Origin of the sequence: Algoriphagus aquimarinus, assembly GCF_007997215.1 — a bacterium.
GTDB classification, from domain to species: domain Bacteria; phylum Bacteroidota; class Bacteroidia; order Cytophagales; family Cyclobacteriaceae; genus Algoriphagus; species Algoriphagus aquimarinus_A.
The window spans coordinates 26,006-41,270 of sequence record NZ_VORW01000017.1 but is presented as its reverse complement, the minus strand read 5'-3'; the positions used below and the strand labels follow the sequence as shown (position 1 = coordinate 41,270).

Genomic DNA, 15,265 nt, shown 5'->3' with positions numbered 1-15,265 from the left:
AAAGATTTCGTTTGGGCAAAACTAAAAAATCGAGCTTAGCTTTTCAGCAGCTCATTATACTTTCTCGCATTATTAGGATCAATTTCCAAAAGTAACTCGACAATTTCTGTCCGAATCTCAAGAGAAGCATTTTTCATGATTGAGGTAATCTCATCACTTTTGGCATCCATAAATGAAATAGTAAATATTCCATTTGGTTGGGTTTTATTAGCTGATGCCAAAATCCGAACTGCTTCAAGAATATTGGCATAGGCCTCATCTGGGCGAATTTGCAGAATATCTAATCCTTGTCGATGATACAAATAATAGGCATCTCGAATCACCGAAAACACAGAGGATATATAAATATCGTTGTTTAAAGAATAGCGATTACGACGGTCCGAAGTACTCTGCACCCATCCAGGTCTACCTGATTGCTGTGCGTTATTTACAATATCATTTGCTGCCGCAAAGAATTCGCTACCTCCACGACTTTCGAAGGTATCATAATCCAAGCCCAATGCTATTTGCGCATAAAATGCCAAGAGTGAACTGATATTATTCAAATAGGTGAATCGGTTGAACTCAAGGGGTTGAGATTCTATGTAGTCAAAACTCCAGTTTCTATCGGCAAAATTAAAAACCAAGCTTTCGTAATTAGTACCGTACACAGGCCTTACAGTCTGAATCTGTACGGTTGCATTATAAGTCCCGACTTGCGGTACATCGTTAATTGTGATCAGTAGGTTTCCTTTGATCCGTTCCTCAGGACGAAATTCATCAGAAGTCCAAGATCTACCATTTAGAAATTGCTCAAAACTGGTTTTCATCTGGCTAAATACATTCGTATTTTGAATTCTAGCACGATCACTATTAATGATCACAGTGAAATTCAGCTCTTGAGAAAAGCTGAAGAAAGAATTGCAAAAGAGGAGGAGTAGGAAAATCCCTTTTTTCATGTGTGTGAATTTATCTTTCAAAGGTCTTCCCCCCGATAATTATCGGGGCTATCAGGAGAAATCTCGCATACGAACAATCATCTGTCCGTGTGTTGCTTAGAACATGCTCGATTTCATAGTCTTAAAAATAAGGAAATATCTATGCTCAAACCCAAACTGGGATATTTTTGATTTGATCTAATATAAGATCTGCAATCTGATTTTTTGGAGCGACCTCAGATTGTACTGACAATCCAGAGGCATGGAATATGTGCACTTTATTAGTATCCAGCTGAAATCCTGCACCAGAATCCCTCATTGAATTAAGCACTATAACATCAAAGTTCTTCTTAGATAGCTTCACCTGAGCATTTTGAGCTTCATTCTCCGTCTCCAAGGCAAAGCCTACATGAACTTGATTTGGCTTTTTCTTGGCTCCTAAGCTAGCTGCGATATCGACGTTTTTTATTAATGAAATTGTAAGCGACGTGTCACTTTTTTTGATTTTCTCTGGAGCAATTTCTGCTGGGGCATAATCTGCTACTGCTGCTGCAAAAACACAAATATCCATTTGATCGTGGAGTTGAGAAGCAGCTTCATACATTTCCCTCGCTGACTTTACGTCTTTCCAATGAAAATTCTCCTTATTCACTTTCAATGAAATAGGTCCTGAGACGACAAAGACATCAGCACCTCTGGAAAGAAAGGCATCTGCAAGAGAAAGCCCCATTTTACCACTAGAATGATTGCTAATGTATCTCACTGGATCAAGTGCTTCCTGAGTCGGCCCCATAGTGATCAATACCTTTTTTCCACTGAAATCAGTATTGCCAGCAAAAAACTCTTTGACTCTCGAAGTAATATGCTCAGGCTCCATCATTCGGCCTTGACCGGACAAGCCACTCGCTAATTCTCCTGATTCAGCATCAAGAATGATATTCCCGAAAGACTCTAATTTTCTAATATTGGACTGTACCGAAGGATGCTGATACATATCCAAATCCATTGCTGGGGCTACCATTACAGGACATCTTGCGGATAAATAAGTTGCAGAGAGCAAATTATCACATAGACCATTGGCGAATTTAGCCAAGGTATTAGCGCTGATTGGCGCTACTAAAAATAAATCAGCCCAAAGTCCTAGCTCTACATGGTTATTCCAAACTCCTGTTTCATCCTTTTGAAATTGGCTTAAAACTGGTCTTTTGGAAAGTGTAGCTAGTGTGAGCGGGGTAATAAAATCAAAAGCAGAAGTGCTCATAATGAGTTGCACTTCTGCTCCTGCTTTAATCAGTAAACGAGTAAGAAAGGCGGACTTGTAAGCAGCAATGCTACCTGTCACTCCTAATATAATTTTCTTACCCTTCAGGCTCATAATTATTCGCCTGTAGGTTCTTCTGGAAATCTATAATAAATTTTATCTTCTATGAATTCTTCCAATGCAAGAGCACTTGGCTTTGGCATTCTTTCATAAAACTTAGAGATTTCAATTTGCTCTTTATTCTCAAATACTTCTTCCAAGTTATCGACTGTAGAAGCGAATTCGGAAAGCTTTGCATTTAGCTCTTCCTTCAATGTATTCGAGATTTGCTTTGCTCTCTGTCCTACGATATGAAGAGACTCATAGATATTACCGGTTTTATCGGCGATTTTATCAAGATCTCTTGTAATGATGGATGGATTAACTGCCATATTCTTATTTGATTATATTTCTATTTATTATCTACTTTTTCTAAAGGCTTATTCTCTAACTCTTTGGCTTTTTGCTCAGCTAAACGATCAGCATATTGCTTTTTCAAAACTGCGTGCTCTTCAAGTTCTACTTTGGCTTCGGCCTCAAATTTCTGAACTTTCTCAGTAAAGGCGCTGCTTGGATACCTACGATAAAACGTAGTAGCAAAGGCCAATGCATCTTTCAATCTCTCTTCCTTTTTAAGAAATGCACTGTTTTCAGCATATCCAGTACTCACTTCCACTAGTTTGTAAGCAAGCTCTTCATTATGCTTACTTTCAGGAAAATCCTTGGCAAAGTTTTGAAAGTTTATAATACAAGCTCTATAAAAATCACCCGGATATAGACCATCTTTCAGTCTATAATACATGGATGATTCCATGTAAGCCTTTTCTTCAAATCTACCTTGCAAATCAATTAGCATCTCCATCGCCCGCTCATAGCTAGCTGATGCAGGGAATTTGGTCACAAACTGTTGAATAGCTGCAACCGCTTCCTGAGAACTTTGTTGATCAAGATTTGCATCAGGAGCATCCAAGTACAGAGAATAGGCATTCATAAATAAGGCTTCCTCTGCCAATGGACTCCTATTGTATGTTCTATAGAAATTACTGAAATATCCAGCAGCCTCAATGTATCTCTTAGTCTTGAAATGGCAATTGGCATAATTATAATCAGCCAACTCAGCCTTCTCACTACCTCTAATCACAGGCAAAACCTTGTCATAGAGTATAATAGCCTTGTTGTATTCTCCCTCCTGATAATATTTATTTGCTCCTGCATAAAGCTCCTCCCAGTTAGTGCTTTTCTCAAGCTTGTTAAATGGGCCACAAGAACTTGCAGCAAGTATGATTATTAGTAATAGAATGGATTGTACGCGCATTTTCATTTTCAAGACCGCAAATATACGGGATAATTATTCGGATTCAAATGGATGAGGACTGTATAGTCAAGTCTTACTTCTTGACAACGAGCTTCTTGGTCACAATATTCTTATTGTCCAAGAAAAGGGTGTAGAAATAAATGCCAGGATTGAAATCTGACACGTTAATTGGCAGTGTATTTCGCTCTGGATCAAGCTCATAATCAGCTATTGGATTGCCGATGAAGCTATTTATAGAAATTCTCGCTTTAACAGACTTGTTCTTAAAGCTGTAATCAAATTGAGCCATTCTTACACTAGGGTTTGGATAAACATCACTAAGAATGATATCCTTATAGTCAAATTCATCAACTTTAATGGCAGGATCATCGACTTCATACCTAGCTTCAACGACAAACAGGTCTCTAAGATTGCTTTCATTTACAAATGACAAATCAAAAGAACCTCTTGTCTCAACTATCCCCATTTCGAAATCCAAGTACAAATCTGTCAACAATTCCCCTGGCTCTAGCGTCAACTTAATTTTGGCAAGATCTTTTTTAGGATCGTAGCACTGCTCTCCGATGCATATTTTCACCCGTTGGGAAGAACCTATATTGCCTCGAAGACTTTTAAGAAGATAAGTTTTGGCTTGATTTGTTTCGTTTTGAAGAATTACTGTTTTACGTTGAGTAGATCCTAAATCTCCACGAAATTCTAATCCCTCACTCAACACACGCACCTGTTGTGCTTCCGTAATTAGCGGAACCAATAGCCATAGCCATGTAAAAAGTATAAGTAATAGTTTCATGTAGAGTTTTAATCGATACGCCTTCAGTATTTGTAACTGTATTCAATATACGGACAAAAATAAGCCAATGGCTACTGAAACTGAGAAAAATGCGGTTAAAATCTGTTAACCTTTTTAAAATTTTTTCATACTACGTACGTTGCTCTACAAGCTACCACCCGAAAAATGACTACGTATCTTTTTTTTCTGGTCTCCAACCGCGTTTTTCTAGTGACTTTAGGATTTCTTCATCTGTTGGAAGGGTCAGTTCAATTTCAGGCTCATTAAACAAGTTATTTGCATTAGGATCAATTTCTTCTGGTTTTCTCCATGCATTAATCTGCTCCATCCCTGGCCGCTCTTCAAATCTCCAAATAAAACCTTCAAGCCTGGAATTCTCCTCATTTACTAATTGAAATGGCGTGAACTTCCCGTCTGGCTTTATTCCGTAGGTCACTCGCTGTATTGCACCATCCTTAAACCGTAGTTTTATATTGGCGCTTAGTGTCTTATTAATTCCCTGAGAAAGCGTATCTGCCTGCAGAGCAAAGTACAATGACTCTCCATTCCCATCGATGTCAATTTTATCCATTTGACCATCTTTAAAATACCCCACCATGGTCCGGCCTTTCATCTGATTGAAATTCACAAGTGTGTCTTGAGTGATCACAAAAACTTTGTCCTTCATTAACACACGATCCAACTCCTCGTTGGCCAGGTAAAAAACCATGCTGTCGGCTGTGATCTGACTTTTTTGATTCCACATCACAGGGTCTTTGAAAAGCTGAATCGAGGAATCAGAATAATTGTAAACCAGTGAATCTGAAACACCCGCCAAGTCAGTTTTTACCAATTTAATAGATCGAAAAGCCAGAAGGTATTTCATGGAATCAGACTCTCCATCCTGAGAAATCAAGGTATCGGAAGCCATATACAAGGTGTCTTTTTCAAAATACTTTCTCACCAATGCATTTCCATGCACCAAACTATATTTGCGCTCCTCCCAGTATTCTCCAACATCACCAAAAATCTCAACCTTCCGCTCTTTATTAAGGACACTCACATCCTCTTTCCCCTCATAGTAAGCATCTAACTCACTGTAATACAGTTCTTTTGCCTTTATTCTACTGGTTTCCGTTTCTACAATCCCGTCATAAAACGTAAACTTTTTTGCCTGAGTATTATAAAAACTACCATTTTTTGCATCAAGCGTATTGCCGTCTTTAGAAATCAGATTAGTCAAGCCTTTTGTTTCCGCCGTCTTCGGAATAGTCATGTAAACCAGGTCGTTGGTTTTCATTGTATAATCAGGGTTGACTAGCACCACATCCTTCTTAAATGTAATCTTCTCGATATTCACCTCGTAAGTGCCTCGCTCGCTCGTAAGAACATTTACAGAGTCTACTACTTTCCCATCGTTATAGTAATATGCAATATTTCCGGAACGGTCATAATCTAGGTACTCAGTAGTTAGCGTGGTTTTTTGGTTTGTGAAAACTACATGATTCCTAAGCTTCGCCAGCTGCGTATTTCCATCGTATTCTGCATATCTACTAGTCGTTATGACAGGATCCTTTTGGTCTACTATCCTCACATTGCCAAACAGTCGGGCTTTATTTTCGGCTCTAAAAAAATGGGCAGAGTCACAATAAATTAATGAATTCTTATGCTCCATCTCCACATTGCCTACAAAACGAACAAATCCATTGCCCCCTTCACCAAGTAAATCATCTGCTTTGTTTATCCGCAAGATGGACGTTTCCTGAGCTTTTGCACAAAATGATAGAGACCAAAAAGTCAAAAGGAAGAAAGAAATACGAAATAAGGCTGAAGTCATAGCTGCACGAATGTGGACAAAATTAGTAGAAAATGATATTTTTGGTCAATGGTTGAAGCTTTTATCCGGCATATCCGGAACAAAACAATTTTAGATCCCTCCAAAACCTACCTATTGGCAAGCAGCGGCGGTATAGACAGTATGTGCCTAGGCAATCTTCTTACCAAAGCGGAAATTCCTTTTGAGATAGCTCATGTTAATTTTCAATTACGCGGTAAAGACAGCGATGAGGACGAAGAATTTCTAAGAAAATGGTCGCAATCCTATGGTAAAACATTCCATGTCTATCATGCTGACACATACACTTTCGCTTCTGACAGAAATATCTCTACGCAAATGGCAGCCCGAGAGATTCGTTATGAATGGTTTGAAAAACTAAGAGCAGAGCGAAAATTGGATGGAATCATCCTGGCACATCATGAAGACGATCAGATTGAGACTATTTTTCTGAATCTGCTTCGAGGCACCGGCATTGAAGGTATTTATGGAATGGCCGAGCGTAGAGGCTGGTTGATCCGTCCTCTTTTACCTTTTGGGCGACAAGATATTCTAGCTTATGTGCTTGGTAATCAGATCGAATGGAGGGAAGATAGTTCTAACGAAAAGACCGATTACAAACGCAATAAGCTCCGTCATATTAGTTTACCGGCACTTTACGCTACGGCTGACGATGCGAAGTCAAATTTGCTCAACAGTTTCGCTAGGCTAAAAGACACCGGAAAGGCTTTTACAGCGCTTTTTGACAATTGGAAAATGGAAAAGGTCAAAGAAATTGATGGACTTCATTTTGTTCAATTAGCTGATATTATGAGAACCACTGGCGCAGCTTCTCTACTCTACTTTTGGCTGCGCCCCTACGGCTTCAATTCCGATCAGGCGCAGGATATATTGGAAACATGCCAATCTGGCGATTCGGGGAAATTATTCGAAAGCTCAAGTCATCTACTCAATCTTGACCGTGGTCAACTTATTTTGGCCCCAGCTCCTGTAGACTTTAATTCTATCTTAATTTCTGAAAACGACATTGACTTTACATTGCCTGAAGGCAGGTATGAAATCCTAAAACTCGATGGAAAAGAAGATCTGGATAAAACTAGACTAAATGCCATGCTTGATCTGGAGCGACTTAATTTCCCTTTAGAAATTCGAACTTGGCAAGAAGGTGATCGATTTATCCCCCTTGGTATGAAAAACACCAAGAAAATCTCCGACTTTTTAATAGATTTGAAAATACCAGTAGTGAAAAAACATGCCGTGAAAGTATTACTTTCAGAAGGAGAAATAGCCTGGGTAATTGGTTTTAGAATTGCTGATTGGGCGAAATCAACAGCAGCAACCCGAAAATTACTTTATCTAAAAAAACGATAAGAAATGCGTAATCCATTTTCTAAAACATACACTGAGTCAGAAGAAAAAATGTTCGAGTTTCTTGGGCAAATCAAATTCTTTGAGCGCTTGAAAAACAAAGAAATGATTCGATTCATTCCGGCGATGCATCATAGAAAATATGTGAAAGACGAAGTTGTTTTCTTTAGTAAGGATCCTAGCCAAGCTCTTTATCTAGTTCAAAGTGGAAATATTTCCCTTACTATAGACATCAAAGACAATTTCGAGACAATACTAGACGTCAAGAGAGGTGAAGCTTTTGGAGAAAACTCTCTGCTCGAAAATACCAAGAGAACATACACTGCGCTAATTGTCTCGGACGAGGCGGAATTAATCGTAATCCCTCACTTTGCCATTCAGGAGGTTTTTGACAGCAACCCAAAGATCAAAGCAAAAATGATGACTTCCCTAGCAGAATACTATAACCTGAATAATCAGCGTCTTTTCCGTTCATATAGAGAATCGTTTGGGTTCTTTAGTCTCCGCCAAATGTTTGAATAATAACATTCAAACACCTAATCTCACTTTTGTTAAAAAACAGTAATTACTTCCAAAGTATTCCGGGCTCAATTTCGAATCCTAGGCATTGTTTAATAACTTAGCGCCGCTTTTTAACGCAACATATTCATATAAAAATTTATAAATCTAATGAGCAAAGTAACCGTAGTAGGAGCTGGTAACGTAGGCGCAACTTGTGCCGATGTATTAGCTTATCGCGAAATCGCTGAGGAAATTGTACTAATTGACATCAAAGAAGGCGTAGCTGAAGGTAAAGCACTTGACATCTTCCAAAAGGCACCTATCAACCAATACGATAGCCGCACCACTGGAAGCACTAATGATTATAGCAAAACTGCTAATTCAGATGTGGTAGTAATCACTTCTGGCCTTCCTCGTAAGCCAGGCATGACTCGTGACGACTTGATCGAAACCAATGCAGGTATCGTGAAGTCTGTGACTGAAAATGTAATCAAGCATTCTCCAAATGCAATTATCATCGTGGTTTCTAACCCACTTGATGTAATGACTTATCAAGCTCATATCACTGCAGGTATCTCCAGAAATAAAGTAATCGGTATGGCTGGTATCTTGGATACAGCTCGTTACAGAGCTTTCCTTGCTGAAGAGTTGAACGTATCTCCAAAGGAAATCCAGGCGATCCTAATGGGAGGTCATGGTGACACGATGGTTCCACTTCCTCGTTACACTACAGTAGCTGGTATCCCAGTGACTGAATTGGTAGCTAAAGACAAGCTTGACGCGATCATCGAGAGAACGAAATTCGGTGGCGGTGAGCTAGTGAAGCTAATGGGTACTTCTGCTTGGTATGCTCCAGGAGCTGCTGCTGCGCAAATGGTAGAAGCGATCTTGAAAAATCAAAGAAGAGTATTCCCAGTTTGTATCAAACTAGAAGGTGAATACGGTATCGACGATTGCTACCTAGGTGTACCAGTTATTCTTGGCAAAAACGGTGTTGAGAAAGTATTGGAACTAGATCTAAATGCTGAAGAAAAAGCACTTCTTGAGACTTCTAGAGGTCACGTGAAAGAAGTGATGGAAGTTTTGAACAAACTAGGTAAGTAATCCTAGTACATTTATATATCAGACCTGAGATTCTCTTTCTTTAGCGAGGGTTTCTTAGGTCTGATTTTTGTAATATGCCGTCTGAATCATCCTTGAGCCTGTGAAGATCTGGAAAAGCCTACTTATACTTTTTATCACCATTCTCCTAGTTGGAGGTGGATTCTGGATCTACAAATCATACTTTTCTTCACGTCAAGTCAATAGCTTAGAGGTCATTAGCCAAAATGCAGTTTTTGTTTTTGAAACTCATGAAGGCGCAGAACAGTGGAATTCAATCGTCGATGATCCCATCTGGCAGATTTTAAAAACTTTCCCGGCATTTCAACGATTATCAGATCAACTCATCACTTTAGACAGTCTAAATGGTGGTTCTGGAAAAATAGCCAAATCCCTCAACAATCAGCAAGCCACTATCAGTCTTCATTCTACTGGCATTGAGACTTTCGAAATACTTTTTACCCTAAATCTTAATCCTTCAACGGCTACCAATTTCATTGAGGAAATTAAGTCACGCATTCCTTCAGGATCTCGATTTCAACCCAGAAAATATTCTGATCAAGACGTATTAGAATATTACGATTCAAACAACGACCGACTTTGGAGTATCTCTTTACTAGGAGACCTAGCCGTCATCTCCTCCTCTTCCTTCCTAGTGGAAGAAGCTATCCGCTTCTTTGTCAATGAGGATCAGCAAAGTTTTTACTCACTTGTTAAGTCCATCCCATACAATTCAGATGCACAAGGTAGACTTCTGCTTTCTGGCAAAGGACTGGGTAGCCTACTGAAGGGAATAAGTGGACAAAGAGAAAGCACGGCAATTTCAAGCTTAGAGATAATGCCTGGTGTAGTTGCGCTAGACTTAATTCTGGAGGAAAACCAGATGGTTTTCAAAGGACCAGTACTTTATGAAGAGAATATAAATTTCACACCTTCGATTCAAGCCAATTTCACCGCTTTTGAGGAAGTAATCTCCAACCGGACGCTAGCTATCACCCAGATCAATTTAGAGAGTATTTACGAAACACAAAAAATCACCAATCGAGCATTTACAGCAAGAGCTACTTTTAGCGGTGATATACAGCGCAAGCTTCTCGACAAAGGTTTCTTGGATAGCTTCACTGGAGAGTTGTATTTGCTTGATTTAGAAAATACCGGCGGTGTAGATCAAAATCTCGCCTTACTCACACGAACCCGGGATATCGATCTTGCCATACAGCAACTCAAAGAATTTCAAGCAAGTGAAAGTGATGAGGGGTCAGACTTCTACTCAGGACACGAGATACTTTACTTTTCAGAAGAAGATTTTCCTGCACATTTATTTGAAGGGAAATTCCCGGGCTTTGGACAAACCTTTATTACTTCAGAAAATGATGTGCTGATTTTCACCAATTCCCAACAAGCCATGAAGCTGATGTTGGCGGACATTAATTCTGGGAGCACTTGGGGCAAATCATCCAAAGCACCTGAAGCTAAAAAGGACTTGAGCCCAACTTCAGGCTTCAGCCGCATCTATTTGACAGATCATATTTGGGATACTTGGACTGAAAAAGCCAATCCTTCCTGGAGCTCTTTCCTTCAGAAATACTCCGAAGCTTTCCAGTCTTTCCCTTGGGTTTCCTTCAAAATCAATCAACTCCAAGATAGAACTGAGGCAACCTTAAACTTCCCCTATGACGGACAATCCAAACCAACCATAGAAACAACCGATGCAATCTCATTGCAGCCAAGCAACCGAATATCCTTTGATCAGCGGCTAATCTATGGACCAAAGTCTATTATTAATTATCAAGACAACACCGAAGACCTGCTCGTTCAAGATCAAAATAATGTACTGCATTTGATCAACTCTGCGGGGCAAGAAGTGTATTCTGTCCCTCTTTCTGGTCCGGTCGTGTCGGATGCTTTCCAAATTGATTACTACAAAAACTCAAAACTTCAGGTTTTGGTGGCAACAGCTGATAAGATATATGGAATTGATAGGCTCGGAAGCTCCTTGCCTGGCTACCCTTTTGGGGTAAATAACGAAAATATCAATCATCTAAATCTGGTAGATTATAGCAATTCAAAAGACTACCGTTATTTCATCAGCACCGCCGAGGGCAATTTATATTTACTAGACAAAACAGGTGACAGATTGGAAGGCTGGGATCCAAATCGAATAGGCGCCAAAACAATTGGAGCACCTGCGCATTACCGAGTGCCTGGCAAAGGTGATTACATGGTCGCTTTGACGGAAAACGGAAATCTGCAGCTTTTCAATCGCAGAGGCGAAAGTCAATCGGGTTCTTCTGTTAAACTAGGTGATTCTTTCGCTTCTAGCTTGATCGCATGGAGTGATCCAAAGTCTCGCTCAACGCAGCTCGTAGGGATTACTAAAAATGGCGAGGTCATTCACTCTAATTTCAACGGAGAAATCAGCTATAGAAATCAGCTGATCAAAAATGACCGTGACAGTGAGTTCCTATTGGTTCCTGATCAGAAGCAAAATGACTTTGTTTTTATTTCCCGTCAGTTTAACGAAGTAAGTGTCCTAGATCGAAACGAAAAGCCACTTTTCAATACGCGCGTGTCGGATGAAAATCTCATCTACCAGTATTTTGATTTTGGATCAGAAAGGCAATTATTCGCCGTTACTGATCTTAATCAAGAGTTCTGCTACTTGTATGATCTAAAAGGAAACTTACAAACGACCATGCCATTGGAAAGCACTGGACCTATCCAGATCACCTATCAATCTTCCTTAGGACAATATCTGATCAGAACAGTGAGTGGGTCTACGCTTACAGAATTCCAACTGGCAGATTAGGCATATCCGAATTTTCTTTGGCTTAGGCTGATGATTGGCTAACTTGCAAAAAATCACCAATTCAACTAATGCTGAAAAAGTACCTCCTACTATTATCCTTGCTTTTATGGGTTAGCACTCACTCTATTGCTCAGTTGATTTCCGACAATCAGGATATCTATAAAGTAGGCAATTCAGTAAACTTGAGTTCTCCTTATCACACGACACTTTCATTTTTTTACAATCTAGAAGAAGGACATTATAAGCCTGAGAATGCCGCTAAAGCACTTGATCTATCGGATGTCAAGGATCAAAATGGACAAAGCTTAGCCATCAAACTAAAGCAGATATTTGAAGGAAAAGGGATTTTGGTGCGCACGAGCGAAATCCCAAATGAGCAAAACTACAATGATACCACTTCCACTTCTGGAGAGAGCATCTACTATTTCGATAAACAAAAGCTCCCTGGGATTTTTCTACAAAAGACTGGTAATACTTGGAAATATTCGGCTTTCAGCGTCAGCCAAATAGACGAGCTTCATTCGGAAACTTACCCATATGGCACAGCTAAACTCCTGAACATCCTGCCAAAAATTGGTAATCAGGAATATTTAGGACTTCACCTTTGGCAGTTAGTTGGCTTGTTTATCATGGTTCTTCTAGTCTTCCTCTCGCATTGGATTTTCACATTAGTTGTGGACAAATTAATGCTGTACCTATTTAAAAGGTATGGTTATGGCAAAGTGGGTGAAGATTACATTTTGCCAGTGGCCCGAGTGATCAGCTTCTATCTGATCGTAGTACTACTATCACTTTTCATTCGAGTTCTTCAGCTACCTATAGAGATTTGGTCATGGATTTTGATTGTGCTGAGAACACTGAAGCCATTCCTGATTACTATCATTTTCTACAAATTGGCTGATGTAGTAGGGGCATATTTCTCTAAACTAGCTACTAAGACTGAATCTACACTGGATGATCAGTTAGTGCCTTTGATGCGCAAAACCCTCAAGGCATTCGTGATCATTGTGGGCACGTTGTTTATCCTCCGTGATGGTCTCAATCTAGACATCATTCCATTCCTGACTGGTCTGTCTATTGGTGGTGTTGCCATCGCATTGGCAGCTCAGGACACGATCAAGAACTTCTTCGGGTCAGTGATGATCTTCATTGACAAACCGTTCCAAGTTGGCGATTGGATCACCTCAGGAGAAATTGACGGGACCGTGGAAGAGGTAGGTTTCAGATCCACTAGAATCAGGACATTCAGAAACTCCCTGATGTATGTGCCAAATGGAAAAATCGCTGATGCAGTTCTGGATAATCATGGTTTGCGTCAATACCGGAGATTTTACACCACATTGACGATTACTTATGACACCCCACCGGCACTGATCGATGAGTTTGTAAAAGGATTGCGTGAAATTGTATTAGCTCATCCAGACACCAGAAAAGACGGGTTTCACGTATATTTTAACAACCTATCTTCTTTCAGTCAAGACGTTATGTTTTACATTTTCTTCGAAGTCCCTAACTGGGGAGAAGAACTGAGATGCAGGCATGAGATCTTGATTCAGATTGTAAAGCTTGCCAACACGTTAGGTGTACGGTTTGCCTTCCCTACGCAGACTTTGCATATGGAATCTTTTCCTGAGAAAAAGACACTAGTTCCTGAATATACTGGCGGATATGAATCAAAATTGAATGATTTTCTGCAGGGCGAACTAAAGAAGAAAAAGGATTGAGGTATAATCAAATCACTTTTTGACCTCAAAGGTTCTATCCATACTTTCCCCATTTTCCGTCTCCACCGTGATTTTGAATTTCCCGATAATCTCAGGCACACTGATTTCAATCGCACTACTAGCTGGAGCTAACTCAGGAATAGCTGACCAATAAAGTACAGTACGCCAATCCATAATATTACTCTCTTGGCCTGGAGCATCAAACAATTCAGTGGCAGCAGAAATTCTGGGTAAGATGCCTTGATAATCTAGATATATTCCATTGGATGGTATAGGGAAGCCTCCAAAATCATTCTTGTAGGAAACAAAACTCATTACCCCCTCAAATTCTTCTTCATTCAAGTAAAAAGTTCGGGTGAGAACTTCGAGTTTTTCAAACCCATCCGGATTAAAAGCTGCTAGCTGATTGGAATCAAACACCGGCATGGCATCCACCAGCATAAGTGGGTTAGCGTCGAATGAGTAAGAGCGAATTTCATTCAATGTTCTAAACTCCTTCATCTTCTTAGAAGTCTTTACGGACACCTCCGGCACATATTCTTTGATCACCGTCTCCACAGTTTCGAATCGGGTGTAATCATCCAACAAGTACGTCCTATCCTCCACAAAACCGGTGACTACAGGAAATAAAGTAGCATCATACTCATGGACAAAATATCCTTCTACCTGACCGCCTTTAAGCAACTCCTTCAATAGGAATTCATCAGCTGGACTTATTTCCAATTCAGGGAAAACAAAACTTTTCTTAAAATGGGTAATTGGAGCAGGTGAAACAATCCCAAAATCCAGCAAACTGCCATTGCCATCTGCTTGGGCTATTAAATAATCCCAGTTTTTCATCCCACCGGCATCAAAGAACATTCTGCCTTCAGCGTCTGGCCTGTCTGTAAAAAGGGCAGATTTCTCTCCATGCAAAGAAAGGTAATACAGGCGTGTAGTATCGACTGCTTCAGCCTCCACTTTGGCTTCTATTATATGTCCAAAAAGCTCTGGAACGAGGCTATGTGCGTCTATTGATTCATAGGCATTAGCAGAGGAAATCATTCCCTGATCATTCAGAAATGGATTTTCTGCAGCTATACGTATCTCCTTTACCTTCACCCCTTTCGGCAACTCTATTTTCAATTTAGAGCCCGGTTGGTTTATGTTTGCGGAAAGAATAAGCTCATCGGACTCATTACTTGGAGAAGTTTGCTTACGCTCCGGAACTACTGTAGGAGGAACTTTACTATTGAATACCGTGATAAACTGCTGAACTATACCATTTTCCAAATTTTGGTAAGGACTTATTCTGGTAAATACGCGCAACAAATAATTATCTGAAGGCAGGTTCGTAGGTAGCTGTAGGAAGTTAAATCCTTTCCCTCCTTCTAAAGGTATTTTCGCGATTGCAACAGATTCATTGTATCGATCTACCAGTTCGGCATAGATAATCTTAGATTCTGCGGGAAGGTCATGCTGAGTAGCATGGCTGGAAATCCATATACGTTCACCTCCGAAATAGATTGTTTTAGGAATTGAAAAACCTACCGTTTCAAAGTCAGACTCAGTTATTTGGCCAAAAGCCAATGAGGTACAACATAGAATAGAAATCAGGACGGGAATTAATCTGTACAGTATCTTCATA

Annotated in this window: 12 protein-coding genes; 5 read left to right on the top strand and 7 right to left on the bottom strand. The window is 39.9% G+C overall.

Annotated features, from left to right (window positions below; translation table 11 throughout):
* Positions 1 to 35: 35 nt before the first annotated feature.
* The 6 genes from ESV85_RS17525 to ESV85_RS17500 all read right to left on the bottom strand — a co-directional run bounded on the left by ESV85_RS17525 (position 36) and on the right by ESV85_RS17500 (position 6,138).
* The gene (locus tag ESV85_RS17525; protein ID WP_146919897.1) at positions 36 to 938 is read right to left on the bottom strand and encodes a DUF4835 family protein; all 903 of its coding nucleotides are present in this window, start codon (positions 936 to 938) and stop codon (positions 36 to 38) included.
* A gap of 145 nt (positions 939 to 1,083) precedes the next feature.
* A complete protein-coding gene (coaBC, locus tag ESV85_RS17520; RefSeq protein WP_146919895.1) occupies positions 1,084 to 2,292 on the bottom strand; it encodes a bifunctional phosphopantothenoylcysteine decarboxylase/phosphopantothenate--cysteine ligase CoaBC in 1,209 nt (402 codons plus the stop codon).
* Positions 2,293 to 2,294: 2 nt separating this feature from the next.
* Positions 2,295 to 2,609: a DNA-directed RNA polymerase subunit omega gene (locus tag ESV85_RS17515; RefSeq protein WP_146919893.1), complete on the bottom strand. Its 315-nt coding sequence runs from the start codon at positions 2,607 to 2,609 to the stop codon at positions 2,295 to 2,297.
* Positions 2,610 to 2,629: 20 nt separating this feature from the next.
* Positions 2,630 to 3,538, bottom strand: coding sequence for an outer membrane protein assembly factor BamD (locus tag ESV85_RS17510; protein ID WP_191322045.1), 909 nt, complete (start codon positions 3,536 to 3,538; stop codon positions 2,630 to 2,632).
* A 67-nt stretch (positions 3,539 to 3,605) separates the two neighbouring features.
* Positions 3,606 to 4,322 (bottom strand): T9SS type A sorting domain-containing protein, encoded by a 717-nt coding sequence (locus ESV85_RS17505; protein WP_146919891.1) that lies wholly within the window; start codon positions 4,320 to 4,322, stop codon positions 3,606 to 3,608.
* A gap of 169 nt (positions 4,323 to 4,491) precedes the next feature.
* Positions 4,492 to 6,138 (bottom strand): OstA-like protein, encoded by a 1,647-nt coding sequence (locus tag ESV85_RS17500; RefSeq protein WP_146919889.1) that lies wholly within the window; start codon positions 6,136 to 6,138, stop codon positions 4,492 to 4,494.
* Positions 6,139 to 6,186: 48 nt separating this feature from the next.
* On the opposite strand from ESV85_RS17500, the gene tilS reads away from it, so the two are divergent.
* The 5 genes from tilS to ESV85_RS17475 all read left to right on the top strand — a co-directional run bounded on the left by tilS (position 6,187) and on the right by ESV85_RS17475 (position 13,638).
* The gene (tilS, locus tag ESV85_RS17495) at positions 6,187 to 7,506 is read left to right on the top strand and encodes a tRNA lysidine(34) synthetase TilS (RefSeq protein WP_146919887.1); all 1,320 of its coding nucleotides are present in this window, start codon (positions 6,187 to 6,189) and stop codon (positions 7,504 to 7,506) included.
* A gap of 3 nt (positions 7,507 to 7,509) precedes the next feature.
* On the top strand, positions 7,510 to 8,025 hold the full coding sequence (locus ESV85_RS17490) for a Crp/Fnr family transcriptional regulator (protein WP_146919885.1): 516 nt from the start codon (positions 7,510 to 7,512) through the stop codon (positions 8,023 to 8,025).
* A gap of 147 nt (positions 8,026 to 8,172) precedes the next feature.
* Positions 8,173 to 9,108, top strand: a complete 936-nt coding sequence (gene mdh, locus ESV85_RS17485; RefSeq protein ID WP_092900628.1) for a malate dehydrogenase — start codon at positions 8,173 to 8,175, stop codon at positions 9,106 to 9,108.
* A 100-nt stretch (positions 9,109 to 9,208) separates the two neighbouring features.
* The gene (locus ESV85_RS17480) at positions 9,209 to 11,914 is read left to right on the top strand and encodes a hypothetical protein (protein ID WP_146919883.1); all 2,706 of its coding nucleotides are present in this window, start codon (positions 9,209 to 9,211) and stop codon (positions 11,912 to 11,914) included.
* 68 nt (positions 11,915 to 11,982) lie between these two features.
* Positions 11,983 to 13,638, top strand: a complete 1,656-nt coding sequence (locus ESV85_RS17475) for a mechanosensitive ion channel family protein (protein ID WP_146919881.1) — start codon at positions 11,983 to 11,985, stop codon at positions 13,636 to 13,638.
* A gap of 12 nt (positions 13,639 to 13,650) precedes the next feature.
* Here the strand turns inward: ESV85_RS17475 and ESV85_RS17470 are convergent, their stop codons facing one another.
* Positions 13,651 to 15,264 (bottom strand): hypothetical protein, encoded by a 1,614-nt coding sequence (locus ESV85_RS17470; RefSeq protein ID WP_146919880.1) that lies wholly within the window; start codon positions 15,262 to 15,264, stop codon positions 13,651 to 13,653.
* Position 15,265: the final 1 nt, after the last annotated feature.